This is a genomic window from Paraburkholderia susongensis (assembly GCF_900177725.1).
GTDB classification, from domain to species: domain Bacteria; phylum Pseudomonadota; class Gammaproteobacteria; order Burkholderiales; family Burkholderiaceae; genus Paraburkholderia; species Paraburkholderia susongensis.
This window is the reverse complement of the sequence record NZ_FXAT01000007.1, coordinates 163,676-179,910: the sequence shown is the minus strand read 5'-3', so window position 1 is coordinate 179,910 and position 16,235 is coordinate 163,676. Positions and strand designations below refer to the sequence as shown.

At 57.8% G+C, this 16,235-nt stretch carries 12 protein-coding genes; 1 reads left to right on the top strand and 11 read right to left on the bottom strand.

Features of this window, described 5'->3' with window-relative positions; translation table 11 throughout:
* Positions 1 to 119: 119 nt before the first annotated feature.
* The 7 genes from B9Z01_RS21650 to B9Z01_RS21620 all read right to left on the bottom strand — a co-directional run bounded on the left by B9Z01_RS21650 (position 120) and on the right by B9Z01_RS21620 (position 7,711).
* Positions 120 to 344, bottom strand: a complete 225-nt coding sequence (locus B9Z01_RS21650) for a hypothetical protein (protein WP_085486814.1) — start codon at positions 342 to 344, stop codon at positions 120 to 122.
* Between the two features lie 111 nt (positions 345 to 455).
* Positions 456 to 875 carry a hypothetical protein gene (locus B9Z01_RS21645; RefSeq protein ID WP_085486812.1) on the bottom strand — a complete coding sequence of 140 codons (420 nt, stop codon included), beginning with the start codon at positions 873 to 875 and terminating at the stop codon, positions 456 to 458.
* A gap of 21 nt (positions 876 to 896) precedes the next feature.
* Positions 897 to 2,858 (bottom strand): putative bifunctional diguanylate cyclase/phosphodiesterase, encoded by a 1,962-nt coding sequence (locus B9Z01_RS21640; protein ID WP_085486810.1) that lies wholly within the window; start codon positions 2,856 to 2,858, stop codon positions 897 to 899.
* Positions 2,859 to 3,178: 320 nt separating this feature from the next.
* The gene (locus tag B9Z01_RS21635; protein WP_085486808.1) at positions 3,179 to 4,120 is read right to left on the bottom strand and encodes an ABC transporter substrate-binding protein; all 942 of its coding nucleotides are present in this window, start codon (positions 4,118 to 4,120) and stop codon (positions 3,179 to 3,181) included.
* 178 nt (positions 4,121 to 4,298) lie between these two features.
* Complete coding sequence (locus B9Z01_RS21630) at positions 4,299 to 5,327, bottom strand: ABC transporter permease (RefSeq protein WP_085486806.1); 1,029 nt, start codon at positions 5,325 to 5,327, stop codon at positions 4,299 to 4,301.
* Positions 5,328 to 5,340: 13 nt separating this feature from the next.
* On the bottom strand, positions 5,341 to 6,858 hold the full coding sequence (locus B9Z01_RS21625) for a sugar ABC transporter ATP-binding protein (RefSeq protein ID WP_085486804.1): 1,518 nt from the start codon (positions 6,856 to 6,858) through the stop codon (positions 5,341 to 5,343).
* Between the two features lie 91 nt (positions 6,859 to 6,949).
* Complete coding sequence (locus tag B9Z01_RS21620) at positions 6,950 to 7,711, bottom strand: GntR family transcriptional regulator (protein ID WP_085486802.1); 762 nt, start codon at positions 7,709 to 7,711, stop codon at positions 6,950 to 6,952.
* 192 nt (positions 7,712 to 7,903) lie between these two features.
* Here B9Z01_RS21620 and B9Z01_RS21615 point away from each other — a divergent pair, with 192 nt between their 5' ends.
* Positions 7,904 to 9,199 carry an L-fuconate dehydratase gene (locus B9Z01_RS21615; RefSeq protein WP_085486800.1) on the top strand — a complete coding sequence of 432 codons (1,296 nt, stop codon included), beginning with the start codon at positions 7,904 to 7,906 and terminating at the stop codon, positions 9,197 to 9,199.
* Positions 9,200 to 9,729: 530 nt separating this feature from the next.
* Here the strand turns inward: B9Z01_RS21615 and B9Z01_RS21610 are convergent.
* The 4 genes from B9Z01_RS21610 to B9Z01_RS21590 all read right to left on the bottom strand — a co-directional run bounded on the left by B9Z01_RS21610 (position 9,730) and on the right by B9Z01_RS21590 (position 16,206).
* Positions 9,730 to 11,010 (bottom strand): MFS transporter, encoded by a 1,281-nt coding sequence (locus B9Z01_RS21610; protein ID WP_085486798.1) that lies wholly within the window; start codon positions 11,008 to 11,010, stop codon positions 9,730 to 9,732.
* Between the two features lie 871 nt (positions 11,011 to 11,881).
* Positions 11,882 to 12,928 (bottom strand): FAS1-like dehydratase domain-containing protein, encoded by a 1,047-nt coding sequence (locus B9Z01_RS21600; protein WP_085486796.1) that lies wholly within the window; start codon positions 12,926 to 12,928, stop codon positions 11,882 to 11,884.
* Between the two features lie 43 nt (positions 12,929 to 12,971).
* Positions 12,972 to 15,092 (bottom strand): acetate--CoA ligase family protein, encoded by a 2,121-nt coding sequence (locus B9Z01_RS21595; protein ID WP_085486794.1) that lies wholly within the window; start codon positions 15,090 to 15,092, stop codon positions 12,972 to 12,974.
* A 58-nt stretch (positions 15,093 to 15,150) separates the two neighbouring features.
* Complete coding sequence (locus tag B9Z01_RS21590; RefSeq protein ID WP_085486792.1) at positions 15,151 to 16,206, bottom strand: porin; 1,056 nt, start codon at positions 16,204 to 16,206, stop codon at positions 15,151 to 15,153.
* Between the last annotated feature and the right edge of the window lie 29 nt (positions 16,207 to 16,235).

The window sequence follows — 16,235 nt, the reverse complement described above, 5'->3', positions numbered from 1 at the left end:
GGCATTATGAAAAATTCGTAACGGCGCAGCCGTTGAATGAAGCCGCCGGAAACAGTGCAAAGTTGCCGGCGCACGATGCGATCAGGTCTCACGCATGCAGCCGGCAACCCTGGATCCACTCAGGTTTGCGAACTCGTATCGTCAGCGGCTTGAGCGTTATCGGCGTCGTCCTGCTTGTCTTCTTCTTTCTTTTCGACCAACGACTCCAGCTTGCCCGCGCCTTCGAAACCGGCAATGGCGGCGACGCCTTTCGTCAGAAGACCTGCTTCCGGATCGACTTTTTCCGCTGTTTCAACGGCCGCAACCGCACCTGCAATTTTGCCCACTTCGTCCAGCAGTCCCATATCGCCTCCCACAAAGATAAGTGAAATTGCATCCTCTCACGAAGCGGGCGCCGTGTCGCCAAATGTTAAGCGACTTGACGGTGGCGCGGCGGGACCGGTGTAACTCATTCGTTAGCTTGCGGGCGGCTGCGGATTGTTGGCCGGATTCGTATCGAAGCGCGAAACGCGGACGATTCCATTCGCGCCGACCAGTTTCGACAGCCCGATCTCCAGCGCATCCGCGACGTCCTTGTCGTACACCTCGTCGCCGTTCACATAGACCGTGAACGATTGCAGATACTTCGCCTTCTTTTCCGGGTTCTCGATCGTTTGCCGCGTCCACTGGTAAAGCGGATAGTTCTCGGTGCCCTGTCTTTCTGCTTCGCTCACGTAGTCCGCGAACGCATCGAACTGACACTTGAGCGCAGCGTTGTGGGTGCGCAGAATTTCACGCAGCGCCGCATATGACGCGCAGGAAGGATCCGCGCGCAACGTCTGCGCCAATTCGCGCGACGCCGTGATTCTGAGCTGGAATTGCAATGGAGAAGACATGTCAGTCTCCGGTGGCGAATTTCAGGAGCCGGCGCTCTCGGTCTTGTCGGTCACCGGCGCGGTGATACGCGTGTCGGGCGCTGCCTCGCTCTGGTCGATTTCATCGCTACGCACCGGCTTGCCGAGCAGATAGCCCTGCGCGTGCGTGCATCCGCATACGCGCACGAAATCCAGTTGCTCCTGGGTTTCGATGCCTTCGGCTGTGGTCGGCATGCCGATCTCGCGCGCGAGCGCGACGATGCCGCGCACCACGGCCGCCGATTCGCGCCCATGTACGGACTCCTTGACGAACGAACTGTCGATCTTGAGCTTGTCGAACGAGAAGCGCACGAGTGTCGACATCGTCGAGAAGCCGGTGCCGAAATCGTCGAGAGCAAGCCCGATGCCGAGCGTGCGCAGCTTGGCAATATTGCGGCGGGTCACCGCATCGTCGTTCAACAAGGCCGTTTCCGTGACTTCGAGATTGAGCCGCGCCGGCGGCAGCTTCGTTTTGCGGAGTACGCTCGATACCGTCGACGCAAACGATTCCTCGCGCAATTGCACCGGCGACACGTTGACCGCGACGATCACCTTGTCGCGCCAGGTCGCGGCTTCCGTGCACGATTGCAGCAGCACCCATTCGCCCAGTGCGAGGATGAGCCCGGTGCGCTCGGCGGTCGGAATGAACGCTGACGGAGACAACTCGCCGCGCGTCGGATGCGTCCAGCGAATCAGCGCCTCGCGGCCGGTCACCGCGCCGGTGCCCAGATCGACGATCGGCTGATACTCCATGCGCAAACCACTAAGCGATCTCAACGCGCCTTCGAGGTCGCTGCGCAGCAGGCTCAGACTTTCGTCGGGAACGTGCTGCTCCTTATTGAAGATCGTGAATGCGCTCTTGCCGCTGCGCTTGACCGCATACAACGCGCGGTCGGCGCAAATCAGCAGTTGCGGTCCCGTTTTCGCGTGCTCGGGATAGAGCGCAATGCCGACGCTCGCGCCGATATGCACGAGCGCGTCGCTCAACGTGAACGGCCGCGCCAGCGTTCTGACGATACGATCGGCCAGCACGTGCAGGTCGCGAATCTGCGCGGCGCCGTCCGCAATCACAACGAACTCGTCGCCCGAGAGCCGGCCGACCTGGTCGCCGTCCGGCAGCAGATCGCGCAGGCGGGTCGCCGCTTCCTGAAGAATCTGGTCGCCCGCCGCGTGGCCGAGACTATCGTTGATCGCCTTGAAGCCGTCCAGGTCGATCAACAGAACCGCAAACGCCTGGTCCTGGCGCGGCGAGCCCTTGCCGGTGCGCTCGAGCAGCAGTTCGCTGAGGCGCGCGCGATTGGGCAAGCCGGTAAGGCTGTCCTGGCGGGCGAGGCGATGGCTGTTTTCACGCGCAAGCAGCAACGCGACGGTGTCGCGGTTGCTGCGCAACGCCACCGTGAAAAAGCCGGCCGCGCAAAACGGCACCTGAAACAGCAGCACGAGCTTGCCGTTGCCCGGCGAGAGCGCCGCGCCCAGACTCAGGAAGCCGAGAATAAAGACGATCTGCAATAGCGCGAGGCGCGGCGTACCGGCATTGCGGCCAGCCAATCCGCCGATCACACCGACCGCGCAAACATTGCCGAGCAGAAAAAGCGTGGAATTTCCGCTGATATTGCACAGCAACGTGCCGATGCCGAACAGCATGCTCCACAGCAGACTCGCGAGCAGAAACGCGGAAGTCGGCGTGGGCTCGCCTTGCGCGCTGCGCGTGCGGCACAGCCAGATCAGCACGAGCCGCGCGATCAGCAAGGCAACGACGGCAATGCCCCAGGCAGCGTAGAGAGGAATCGGATAAAGATAGTACGCGGTGGCGCAAACGCTGATTTCGCAGACCGACGCGAATATGATCGAAGCGGTTCGCGTAAACAGATTGGCAAGCAAGATTTGCCGGTTGTCTGGGCTCAGGTTTTGAGCGGAAGACACGACCCACTTGAAAAATGGAGACCTTGGTTCGGTAAAAGCCATGACCTGCGCATCTGTTAGGGGGTCTGCACAACCGTGCGGTGCGGTAATTACACAAACGTAAAATATCAGATTAATTCGGGAAATGGCGGGGAAATGACTGGCATGAGCGCAGATTTAAAGCGCCGCACAATCGGCCCGCCTGCGCAGTGACTCGATGCGAGACACGAGCGCTCGCGCAAACGTTTGGCGCGGCGCAACAGGATTTGCGCGAGACGCGATACGGACATGACGAATGACGGACATGGCGAGCGCCAAATAAAAAGAGGAAGAGCATCGCTCTTCCTCTTGCACGAATTGCACGACTTCGCCGGCTACGTCGCTCAATCGTACAGCACGGCCGCAATCTTCGGATCGTTCATGTTGGTCTTGTCGTACCAGTAAAAACCCGTGTCGATTCTCTTCGGCAGCTTTTCGCCATGCAGCGCCTTCACTGCCGAATCGACCACGCATTTGCCGATGCCGACCGGGTTCTGCGTAATGGCGCCCGCCATCAGGCCCGACATGATGTTGTCTTTCTGCTCCTTGCCGGAGTCGAAGCCGACCAGCACGAGTTTCTTGCCCGACTCCCTGACGCCGATCGCGGCGCCTTCCGCCGAACCTTCATTCGCGCCGAAAATGCCTTTCAGGTTCGGATTCGCCTGAATCATCGCCTTGGCGATTTCCGCGGACTTCAGGTGATCGCCAGCGCCGTATTGCACGGAGACGATCTTGATGTTCGGATGCTTCGACTTGATCTGGTTCACAAAACCATCACGTCGATCGACACCGGTGCGGCTCGTCTGGTCGTGCACGATCACGCCGACCTCTCCTGCATTGCCGATCAGATCGGCCATCTTGTCGGCGGCGAGCGCTGCGGCGGCGATGTTGTCGGTTGCGCAAGTGGTGAGCGGAATATCGCTGTCGACGCCTGAGTCGAATGCGATCACCGGAATCTTCTCGTTCTGCGCGCGCTTGAGCAGCGGGATCGCGGCCTTGCTGTCGAGCGCCGCAATCCCGAGCGCCTGCGGCTTCTTCGCGAGCGCGGCCGAGAGCATGTCGATCTGCTTGTCGACCATCGCTTCCGTTTCCGGTCCCTCGAACGTGATCCTGACGTTGTTCGCTTTCGCGGACTGCTCCGCGCCCGATTTCACGGCTTGCCAGAACTGGTGCTGAAAGCCCTTCGAGATGAGCGGAATATAAGGCTCTTCCGCATACGCGAGACAGCTTCCACCGACGAGCGTGCCGACACCGACCACGATACCGATTAGTTTTCTCTTCAACATGGGGCCTCCTCCTAAGGATGGGCTATCAACCTGCCACCGTTGAGGGAGCCTCCGTGAGCTTCCCTCTCTCCTGCTCCTGCGTTTTTTGCTTCTGCCTTTTTTGCTTCTGCGTTTTTGCTCCTTGCTTACTGCCTCTATGTTTCTTCTGCGTTTCTTCCGCGTTTCGTCTATCTGCGCCTCAGCTTCTCCTGCTGCGCCGCAGGATGTCCGCATAGACCGCGAGAATAATGATGAGGCCCGTCACGACGATCTGCCATTCCTGCGCGACCGACATGATGCGCAGCCCGTTGGTCAGCACGCTCATGATGAAAGCGCCGATGATCGTGCCGAGAATCGTGCCCGAGCCGCCGCTCAGCGAAGTGCCGCCGATCACGACCGCGGCGATCGCATCGAGCTCATAACCCTGGCCGAGCGCCGGCTGCGCCGAATTGAGACGCGACGCGATCAGCAAGCCCGCAATGCCGCAAATCGCGCCGCCCACGCCATAAATCGCGATCTTCCATCGGTCGACGTTGACGCCGGAAAGCCTCACCGCCTCTTCATTGCTGCCGAGTGCGAACGTATAGCGGCCGAGTGCCGTGCGATTGAGCGTGATCGAACTCACAATTGCAAGTAAGAACAGAATCAGCACGGCATTCGGAATCGGCACGCTCGGCAACAGATAGCCGATCAGCGAATCCTGCGAAATACGATAGAAGTTCTCCGTGTCGGTGAAATAGATCGGCTTGTCCGCCGACACGACGAGCGAAAGTCCTTTCAACAGCATCATCATGCCGAGCGTTGCGATGAACGGCGGGATCTTCATTTTTGCGACCAGCGTGCCCGAAACGGTGCCGCAGACCGCGCCGGCGGCAATGGCCGCGAGTACGCCGGTCCACATCGGCAGGTGCCAATAGGTGAGAAACACGCCACAAATGACGGCTGTGAAAGTCATCAACGTGCCGACCGAAAGATCGATGCCGCCCGTGATAATCACGAACGTGGCGGCAATCGCCAGTACGCCGTTCACCGCGGTTGCCTGCAGAATGCCGAGGATGTTGTCCATCTGCATGAAAGCGGGCGACGCGAAGCTGAAGAAAACCAGCAGCAGAATCAGGCTCGCGAACGCGAGCAGCTTTTGCATCGCGGTCGGCGCGAAGATGCGGGTTCTCAGGCTGGAAACACGGCTTTCGTTATCCAGCGCCGCGGTATCCGTTCGCAATGTCATGTCGTGGACCTCTTCAGGCTTGTGCCGCTTTCAGGGTTTCGCGCTGCGTCGCGAGATGCATGATGCGCTCCTGCGTCGCTTCGCTCGCGGAGAGCTCGCCGGTAATGCGGCCTTCGCACATCACGACGATGCGATCGCTCATGCGCAGGATTTCAGGCAATTCCGACGAGATCATCACGATCGCCTTGCCCTGCGCGGCCAGCGAGCGCAGCAGCTTGTAGATTTCGCTTTTCGCGCCGACGTCGATGCCGCGCGTCGGCTCGTCGAAGAACAACACGTCGCAGTCGCGTTCGAGCCATTTCGCAATCACGATCTTCTGCTGATTGCCGCCTGACAGAAGCCGCACCTGCTGCGTCGCGGAGGGCGTGCGAATCGCGAGCAGGCTGATGAAATGCTGTGCCCGTTTGCGTATCTGGGCGCGGCGCAGAAACATATTGAATGACAGGAACTTGCCGAGATCGGACATCACGATGTTCGATTCGACGTCCATGCCGGTGGCGAGGCCAAAGCGCTTGCGGTCTTCCGACAGATAACCGATGCCGCGCTTTACGGCATCGCTCGGCTTTTTGATCGACGCTTTCACGCCTTTCACGAGAATCTCGCCCGATTCGACCGGATCGGCGCCGAACACCGCGCGCGCGACTTCCGTGCGGCCCGCGCCCATCAAACCGGCAAAGCCGAGTATTTCGCCCTGGCGCAACTCGAAACTCACGTCGCGCACGAGCGGACCCGCGACGAGATTTCTCACTTCGAGCGCGACGCCGCCCCTCGCCGGAGCATGCCCGATGGGCGTTATGTCGCTCAGCGTTCGCCCAACCATCATGCCGATGATCGTTTCGACGCTCGTGCCTTCGGTCGGAACGGTCGCCACATATTCGCCGTCGCGCATCACGGTGACGCGATCGGTGATCTGCTTCAACTCATCCATCTTGTGCGAGATGTAGACGATGCCGACACCGCGCTCCCTCAATTGCCGGATGATGCGGAACAGCTCGGCGATCTCGGCATCGTTGAGCGCGGACGTGGGCTCGTCCATGATGAGCACGCGCGAATCGAAAGACAGTGCCTTCGCAATCTCGACCATCTGCTGGCTCGCCACGGTCAGCGTGCCGACCATCGTGCGCGGATCGAGCTTCACGTGCATGCGCGCAAGGATCTCGCGTGCCTGCGCGTTGAGTTTGTCTTCGTCGAGAAAGAGGCCGAGATGCTTGCGCGGCTCGCGGCCAATGAAAATGTTTTGCGCGACGCTCAGATGATTCATCAGTTGCAGTTCCTGATGAATGATGCCGATGCCCACCGCCTGCGCGTCGCGCGGACTCTGAAAGTCGACCGGCTGGCCGTCGTAGAGAATTTCACCCGAGTCGCGCGTATAGACCCCGGCGAGAATTTTCATCAGCGTCGACTTGCCCGCGCCGTTCTCGCCCATCAATGCATGGACCTCGCCGGCCATGAGTTCGAAGCGAACGTCATGAAGCGCTCTTACGCCGGGAAAACTTTTGCAGAGCTTGTTGACGGAAATGAGTGGGTTCATGGTGCGGATCTGCCAACAGCGGCCTGTATCACCAGCGCTTTCGTTGCGGCCCTCAAGATGGCCTTCAAAACGGCTTTCACTGTGGCTTTCATTACGGCTCGAAAAGATCCGGCCTTGCTTTCGCGGACCGATGCAACTCCGCGACCACCTGATCGAGATGATCGTGCATCGCTTTCGCAGCCGCATCGCCGTTGCCGGCGCTAATGGCCTTGAAGATCTTTTCGTGCTCCTCCAGCGTATGCACGAGCCGCTCGGGACTCGCCAGCAATTGCCGCGCGCGGTCCAATGCATTGCGCGACACCGCGACGATTTCCTTCACACGCGGCAGCTTCACCGCATCGAGCAGGATTTCATGAAAAGCCAAGTCGAGTACATGAAACGCAAGACGTTCGCCGTTTCCAGCCAGACTGCGCTGCTTGTCGAGATTGACTGCCAATGCATCGAGCGTTGCCCGATCCCGCATCAGTGCGACGCCGCGCACCGTTTCGACTTCCAGTGCGCTGCGGATAAACAGATGCTGGCGAATGTCGTCGAGCGCGATCGGCTTGACGCGCGTGCCGCGCTGCGGCAACACCTCGACGAGGCCCGCATGCGCAAGCCTCGCCAACGCGGACGAAACGGGAAAGCGCGAAACGCCCATCCGTTCGCAGACCGCCATCTTGTCGATCATCATGCCGGGTTCCAACGCCAACGTCAGAATCGCTTCTCTCAACGCCGCTTCCACCGCGTCGGTCAGGCTGCCGCGCTCGCCGCCTCTGATCTTTTGCAGTGCGACATAAGGATTAACGGCGGCAATCTCTGGATCGGCTGAGGAATTCACGACGCCCTTGATTTCGATAGGACATGCTAGCATGCTAGGAAGTGAATCACGCGTTGTCAACGCGTACAAATGCCTGGCACCCCCGGCCTGACCAACCCGGCCCGGCACATCTGCCGTCATGCATCCGTACGCGTATGAGTAGTGCGCGCGCCGACCTGCGCAAGAAGCCGATCAGTCTGCGCTTGCAGGCAAAGCCGATAGCCATCGCTCCCGGAGGGTGCTCAGATGACCACGATCACAAGGCTGTCCGTTCGGGACATCCGGTTTCCCACTTCACGTTCACTGGACGGCTCCGACGCGATGAATGCCGCGCCGGACTACTCCGCCACTTACGTCACGCTCGAAACCGACTCGCCGGGTCTCGCGGGTCACGGCCTCACGTTTACGATTGGGCGCGGCAACGAAATCTGCGTGACGGCGGTCAATGCGTTGACGCCGCTCATCGTCGGCAAGAGGCTCGAAGATATCGCCGCGAATATGGGCGCTTTCTGGCGCGCGTTTACGTCCGATAGCCAATTGCGCTGGATCGGCCCCGATAAAGGCGCGATTCATCTGGCTACCGCGGCGGTCGTGAATGCCGTGTGGGACCTGTGGGCGAAAGCTGCCGGTAAGCCCGTGTGGAAGCTGCTCGTCGACATGAGTCCGGAAGAACTCGTGCGCTGTCTCGACTTTCGCTACGTGACGGATGCGATCACGCCTTATGAAGCACTCGCCATGCTGCACCGCCACGCAAAAACCAAAGGCGAGCGCGAAAAGGAAATGGTCGCGCACGGCTACCCCGCATACACGACTTCCGCCGGCTGGCTCGGTTACGACGACGAAAAGATCCGCCGCCTCGCACGTGAAGGCGTTGCGCAGGGCTGGACGCATTTCAAGCAGAAGGTCGGCGGCGATCTCGACGAAGATGTACGGCGCGCACGCATTCTGCGCGAAGAAATCGGCGAGAACCTCAAGCTGATGATGGACGCGAACCAGGTATGGGACGTCGACGAAGCGGTCGCGAACATGCGGCGCCTCGCGGAATTCGACCCGTGGTGGATCGAAGAGCCCACGAGTCCCGACGACATTCTCGGCCACGCGGCCATTCGCAGGCGGCTCGGCTCGATCGGCGTCGCGACGGGCGAGCACTGCCACAACCGCGTGATGTTCAAGCAGCTATTGCAAGCGGAAGCGATCGACTTCTGCCAGGTCGACAGTTGCCGGCTCGGCGGACTCAACGAAGTGATCGTCGTGCTGCTGATGGCCGCGAAGTTCGGCGTGCCCGTGTGTCCGCATGCGGGCGGCGTCGGATTGTGCGAGTACGTGCAGCATATTTCGCTGTTCGACTATATCTGCGTGTCGGGATCGCTCGAGAATCGCGTGCTCGAATACGTCGATCATCTACACGAGCATTTCGTCGATCCGGTGGTGATCCGCAATGGCCGTTATATGCCGCCGCAAAGACCTGGGTATAGCATCGAGATGTTTGCGGAGTCGCTTGAGAAACATGCGTTTCCGGATGGGGACGCGTGGAGAGGGTGATGCCTGAGGCGGCGCTCATTGCCTGGGTGGCAGGAAGTCATTTCTTCGGTGTACCGGACGGCGTGAAACCGTCCGGGTGTGGTGGTGGATGCTACTTGCTCAGGAGGCACTTCAGTTCGTCAAGAAACGAGGCTGTAGTGTGTCCCCACGGCTTAGGTGAAAACTCACGTCCAAATTTCTTATGGAACGCGACAGCTTGCCGTCGCAGCGATGGCATCGATTGCCCTGTTGTGTGCTCCCAACTGCCGTCGTTCTCGTAACCACAATTCGTCGTCGATGAGTTCTTTAAGCATCGCTTCCTGTTGGAAAAAACAAGACACGAAGTCAACACCAAGTCGGAAAGTAAGCAGGCCTAGAACTTAATTTCGCCGCAGCTTCTAGGATATGTGATCCAACAGTGATCAGGCCGCGTGATTCTCACTTCAAGTAACCCTCCACCGTCATCCGTGTCTTTTCTATCTAAAGAAGATTTAAAACGGCGATGGCGAGCGTTGATATGGCGCTCGCGAATGCATCACAACGTGATTCCATTAACATCGCTTGTCCGCCGTTTCCGTGAGCCATAGCAGCGGAATAGTCGAAATCAGCGTAGCGACGATCAAGTACCACGCGGGCGCGATATGACTGCCTGTGGCGCTGATGAGCCATGTCGCGACGACTTGGGCGGTTCCGCCGAAAACCGCGACTCCAAGTCCAAAGACGATCGAAAGCGACGTCGCTCGGATTCGGCTCGGGAACATCTCCGTGATCATCACAAACACTGGCACCGCCTGCAACACGACCAGGAACGACAACGCCGCGACCACGCAGATCAATGCGGCCGGGGAACGATACGCTTCCAACAGCATGAAGCCCGGGAGGACCGATATCGCGAGGGCAAATCGTGACCACAGGACGGTCCGCTTGCGGCCAATCCGATCCGATAAAATCCCCGCATAGGTTGACGTCGCTACGCTTACGGCCGAGGCAGTGACGCCTGCCCAAAGCGCGACCGACAGCGGCATTTCAAGAAATTGGGTGGCGTACGTGGGAAGGTAGAAGACGACTACGTAGGTGGTTATCGTACTGCCGCCCATCAGCAACAAACACGACCAGACCAGTTCACCGTTCGCCTTGAACACCTCTGCGAGGGTAGCCATATTGCTCGAATTCCGCGCCTTCGGCATCAGCGTCTCATTGAGATGACGTCGAATGTAGATTCCGAGCGGGACCATTGCTACGCCGATGGCGAACGGAATACGCCAACCCCAAGCGTAGAGTTGGTCGTGCGAAAGTGCGTTGGTCAACAATACCGCAACGCCGGCGCCTGCAAGCGCACTCAACCCTTGGCTGAAAAGCTGCCAACTTCCGTAGTAGCCGCGATCTCGGTCACCAGCATACTCAAGCAAGAGTGAGGTCGAGGCGCCCACCTCGCCACCGAGTGCAAAACCCTGCAATAGTCGTGCGCAGACGAGCCAGATAGGTGCGAACACTCCAATCTGTGCATAGGTAGGCGCCAGCGCCACTCCCAAGGACCCGCCCGCCATCGACAGAAGGGTTAATGTCATGGCCGGTTTGCGACCGGCACGGTCAGCGTATAGACCAAGAATGACCCCACCGATAGGACGCGCCACAAATGCGATTCCGTAGCTGCCCACAGCCAGCATCAAGCTTACAACGGGATCTTTCGCAGGGAAAAACGAACTACCAATAAGTACTGCAAAAAATGAATAGACAGTAAAATCGAAGAACTCTAGGCCATTGCCTACCGTGATTGCTGCAATCGTAGTAAATGTTGGCGTACGGCGCTCCGCGTCAGCGACAGTGGTCATAAATTTCCTTTGAACTGGGGGTGGCATCTTGGCGTTGTCGCTTCCGATCAAGCCACTATTTCACATCCGACCGCGCGCGAGCGGCGATGGGCAAGCTAATACCGCACTGCGTCTGGATCACTTCCTCCAACCTGTTAAAACAATCAATTCTTTTCGCGAGGTGATTGCCCATTTACCCTGCATAAGACTCTTAACCACTTTATCAGGTAACCATTTCAATGGCAGACCCCCAATGCTACTGGACGTCCAGAAGGGTACGAACGACATGAAGGGCAAATGACTGCACAACAGCCAGACCTACCGTGACTACGGACCCGGTCTGTTGAAGCGAAAATTCCCCGTCGATGCGTCAGGCGCTCTGCAGCAGTCCCAAGCTGGAGAGTTCGAAATTCGTTGACGTATCCGGTTTCCGCCTTGTGCACAGTCACCGCTACCGGGTCATGTAACACCGCGCTCTAGTAAGCATGCATCGCCAGGCGTTCTGTCTCCGGTGGGAATACGCACCATCTGCCGTTGCCGTGTCGGAAAAAAAAGATTCCTACCCAGCCTGCAGTCCGTAATACTTCGACACGCACGTAGCGGCTCTGATTCAAGCGCATGCGACCGAACCGGATTACCCGAACCGGTGTTGAAGCAGTTGGTACAAGCCATTTCTCGACCTGCAATCGCAATGACCTTTCTGCGATACTCATCTTCGCTCTCTCCAATGCCATTTACGTTGAGTCGGCACCAGCTCTATTGCATTTGCCCCGGCGCTGCTTCCGCGCCGGGGAGTCCCATTTTGCGTGACGCGCACTGACAGCGGTCCGGCGCCCAACCTTGTTCAAAATCACGCACGTTTGGTTGAGAATTTCCAACTCAGGAAGCCAGGTTACCGGCTATGTCTAAGCGGCAGGACTACTCGCGCGGTCCCGACGTTCGTTACAAAGCCGAGTTCGCAATCGCACGTGAGATCAATGTCGATCCAAGCTTCGCCGTCCGTCATCCCTTTTGCCTTAACAACCCCGGCACAGGACGCCCTAAAGCCGATCAATAACCACTGGCGGTTACGCTGCGTGAGCTGATGAATCCACGAATTTGGGCCGGCCCAGTTCAATATCAGGCGTGCGAACCAAGAGATTCGCAGATGACCGAAGACATACGCATCCGGCATGCCATCATGTTCGCCCCCCACCTCGTCCACCCCAGTCCCGATTGTCGCCGCGTTGAATCGACCAAGATTCTGAAGCATCACAGGAGGAATTTCGAGGACAGGCAGCTCATCTCCCACATTGACGTCTTCGTAATATCGTTGCGAATCCCGACGGGCCGCAGGCAAGGAAAACGTACCTGGAAAGCGTGTCGGCTGAATCACGTTTCGCGTTCCACCATCAGGAAGTGGTGGATAGGGAGACTGATTTATTGGTCCTCCACGCGAAGAGTTCATGAGGAAATACTGTCCTCCGCGAGTCGCTATTTTTTCTCCATATTGGTCGAAGAAAACTGTCTCAAGGCGGAGGAGAACGCTAGTTCCCATCTTGCGACCTGACTTCAGGTCAGCACTAGCCAACCTGCTGCTAGATCGAATGAAATTCCCAGGCCGAGCCGGTTTGAGGAAGGTCCAGTCGTCGGCAGCGTGAGCAAAGAGGTTGAGCTCCCCGCCTTCTGGATCCTGAAGCTTCGGGAGTCTCGGGATGATCCAAGCGGAATGGCCGTGACTCATTAGATACCCTGGGGGCGCAATGATTCCCTTCCACTTTGTGCTCGATGCGAAGTCAGCGTCTAGATAGAGTGCGTTGTAATCGTCGACTGAATGGGCGAAGTGACGAATGCTGTCTCGTGTTACCTCGTAGTTAAACTGCTCAGGCTGTTCAAGCTCCTTGCCAATGACGTCCAGGTACGGACTCAAATCAAGAGTCGGTTCGCGTCGATTTTCCATGTCCCAGTTCACTCCGTTTCAACGAAAAATTATTCGATGTGCGCTATTTTTTCTGAGCGTGCGTTTCGATCAGCACATCCAAAAGTCTGACGCCGTCTCCTTTGGGAAGCACCGCGACAGGATTGATATCGATCGCGTCGATCACATGTCCATACGCACGACCAATCTCCGAGAGCTTGAGTGCTACGTCTATCAGAGCATCCTGGTCAGCCGGCGGCGCTCCGCGAAAGCCTTTTAGCAGCTTTGCAACGCGAGTTTGGCCCAATTTCTCGACGATGGTCGCACGCGAGCACGGCAACAGCATAAGTCGTACATCGTTCTGGATTTCCACTTGGGTGCCACCCCATCCAATTGCCAAAGCAAGACCAAAGGGCTCCTGCCGACTAAGGCCGACCAGTACCTCCACACCGGAGGACACCATTTCCTGGACAACCACTCCATTGATCTTCGCATCGGGACAGTTGTGTTTTACGGTCGCGAGCATATCCTCGAAAGCAATGGAAACCTCAGCGGCGGATGTCAGATTCAGTACAACGCCTCCGACTTCTGTTTTATGTGCTATATCCGGCGATTCGATCTTGATAGCGACAGGGAAACCAATTTCGGCGGCTAGTTCGGCGCATTGTTTTGCATTTTCTGCGAATGCCTCCTTCATGACCGGCAGACCGCATTCGGCGAGAAATTCCTTCGCTTCCCGTTCAGTCGGTGGCATTGGGAGTTGAAAACGCTGAATCCAGCGCGGATTCGCCTGAAGTTGAGGACGGTTCGACGTCGTCGTGGCAATGGAACGATCGGCCATCTGCATGAGCTTGCTGATTGCGAGCAGACCGTTTCTTGCACCCAGCAAGATTGGAACTCCGGATTCTCGAAGAGGTGCGGCAATCAATGGATGAACATTTTCTTTGGTGTTGTTGTAAAACACGATAGGCTTTTGGATTTTATCTAGAGCCGATGTGAGCGCGCGTGCGACGCCGGCGTATGTCCGAACCTGGTTATCGCTTAGCGTATGGGAACTATCCTGGCCTACTGCCACCAGAGCAACTTCCGGATCGGACGCGAGTACACAGAGTAGTTGCTCGTAGACATCGGAGGAACCTGTTCGGGCATCGAGTGGATTTGATGCGTATGCAAAGTTCGGCATCAAGCGCTCGATTTCCATCTTGGTTTCATGCGTCAAATCGGAGAGTCTCAATCCGACGTCTTCCGCGAGATCGCAGGCCATCGCCATCTCGCCGCCACTGATACCGATGACCGCGACTCCGGTGCCGATCGGATGACGCGAGAGTTGCTCGAGTAGCACGGTCGACTCGACGAGTTCGTCCAGATCAGCCACAGTGATAACCCCGCATTCACGGAAAAATTCTTCATACGCTTCATGAGGACCAGCAATCGCACCGGTGTGTGCTATGGTCGCCGCAGCACCTTTGGTTGAACGGCCGTTCTTGAGTGCGACGATGCGTTTTCCGGCGCGGGCCATCTTTTCAGCGGCCACGTTGAACGCTGAGGGGTTGCGCAACGTTTCAACCACCATGGCAACGACGCGGGTTTCCGAATCTTCCGCAAGGAAATTAAGGTAGTCAGCCATATCCAGCACAGAACCGTTGCCTACGGAGGCCATACGACTCACACCAAACCTTCCGGCATTACCGAGAACCACGCAGCCGGAACCGGAATGAGAGAGAATTGCCACGCTGCCGCGATGAGCGATTTCAGGCCAGGATCCACTGTATGCGGAGAACCCCGAATAGAAGTCAACGAGCCCCATGCAATTTGGACCGCAGAGTTGAATATCGAAACGTTTCGCGGTTTCCACCAGTTCGGCCTCGCGCCGCTGTCCGTTCTGGTTCGACTCCGCGAATCCACTCGCGTAGACTACTGCTGCTCGGACTCCCATACGTCCGGCCACTTCAAGTTGTTCAAGTGCCTTCTCTGCAGAAATTGCCAGAACAACGCATTCCGGAACCTGTGGCAGAGCGTCGAGCGAAGCGTAGACCTTCTCGCCTTCAAACAGACTGGCGGTCGGGTGGACTAGATAAATCGAACCTTCGAAACGGCCTTTATGCAGATTTAGTAAGGTCGACTGGCCGTGCGAACGTTGAGGAGAAATGCCGAGGATCGCGACCGACTTGGGCGAAAAAAGATAGGCAAGCGGGTTTGGTGTCATATTAAGGAATGTTATCTATTTGTCAGTTGTCTTCGACGCTTAATCAATTCGTTGCCGTCTAGAAGCGTGTCACCATTCCGGCTGCTACGCCGGTCGAAGCGCTAGCGCCAGGGCGTAAATTGAAGGTTAGAACGTTGGCTGGATCGGTCTTATACGCGCCAGAAAACCCGTTTCGATCAACTTCTGCGTATAGTTCGGTCCGCTTCGAAAGAAAATATTCGGCAATCGCATAAGACGTAGCCTTACGCCCGCTCGCACCGGCGACGTTGCCAAGATTGCTCGCCACATCGTTGTAAAATGCTGCTGTTAGCGCGACCGCCGGCGTCGGCATATACACCAGGCCGACTGTCGGGATTTTGCTTCTGCGCTGAGGGGACGTCGCCGACGCCCCGGTCACGGCTAGCGACAAGTAATTTGCATAAAGCCGGACTGGACCCAGTTGGGCCGTTCCGCCAATTTGGGCTGTCTGTGCCCATTGAGACGCGTCGGCGTTGTACGTCCGTCCGTAAGCCGCGCCGCCCGAAAAAATTCCGCCTTGATACACTGCGGAGGCCGAGTAATTTGAGCCCGCCCGAGTGTTGCCTGCGACGCCTCCGAACGAATAGCTGGTTCGAAATACAAGTCCGCCGATCTGCACCCGGTATTTCACTGTATTGTTGAACCAGTCATCCCCGGTGAAGTAATTACCAACCAGAAATGCGCCAGGGACGGTCGGAGCGCTTCCGCGCGCGCTGCTTGGGTCCATCTGGATATAGAAATCTTCAAACGCGCTGAATTGCCTGCCAAACGTCAGTTGGCCGTATTGGGTGGACAAGCCTATGGTGGCAGTCGAAGAAAAAAGCACCGCAGGGTTAAACACCCCACCGGTGCCCGGATCGAAAGTGTTACGAAGGTAGAACGTCACCTCCGTCCCTCCGCCAAGATCCTCCTTTCCCTGGAGAATGAACGCGCTCAGCGCGATGTCATTTGCTGCGAAAGCCAGCTTCGAACCGCCTGCCGTGCCGTTTTGCCACCTCAGTCCGCCCCCCACTACACCGGCCAGCGTCACAGTTGATTGCGCACAAGCCGTACTAGCCACTAATGCAAGCCCAATAGCGCCTATAACCTTCTTCATTTCGGCTCCCCTGTCTTTGTCGAACAATT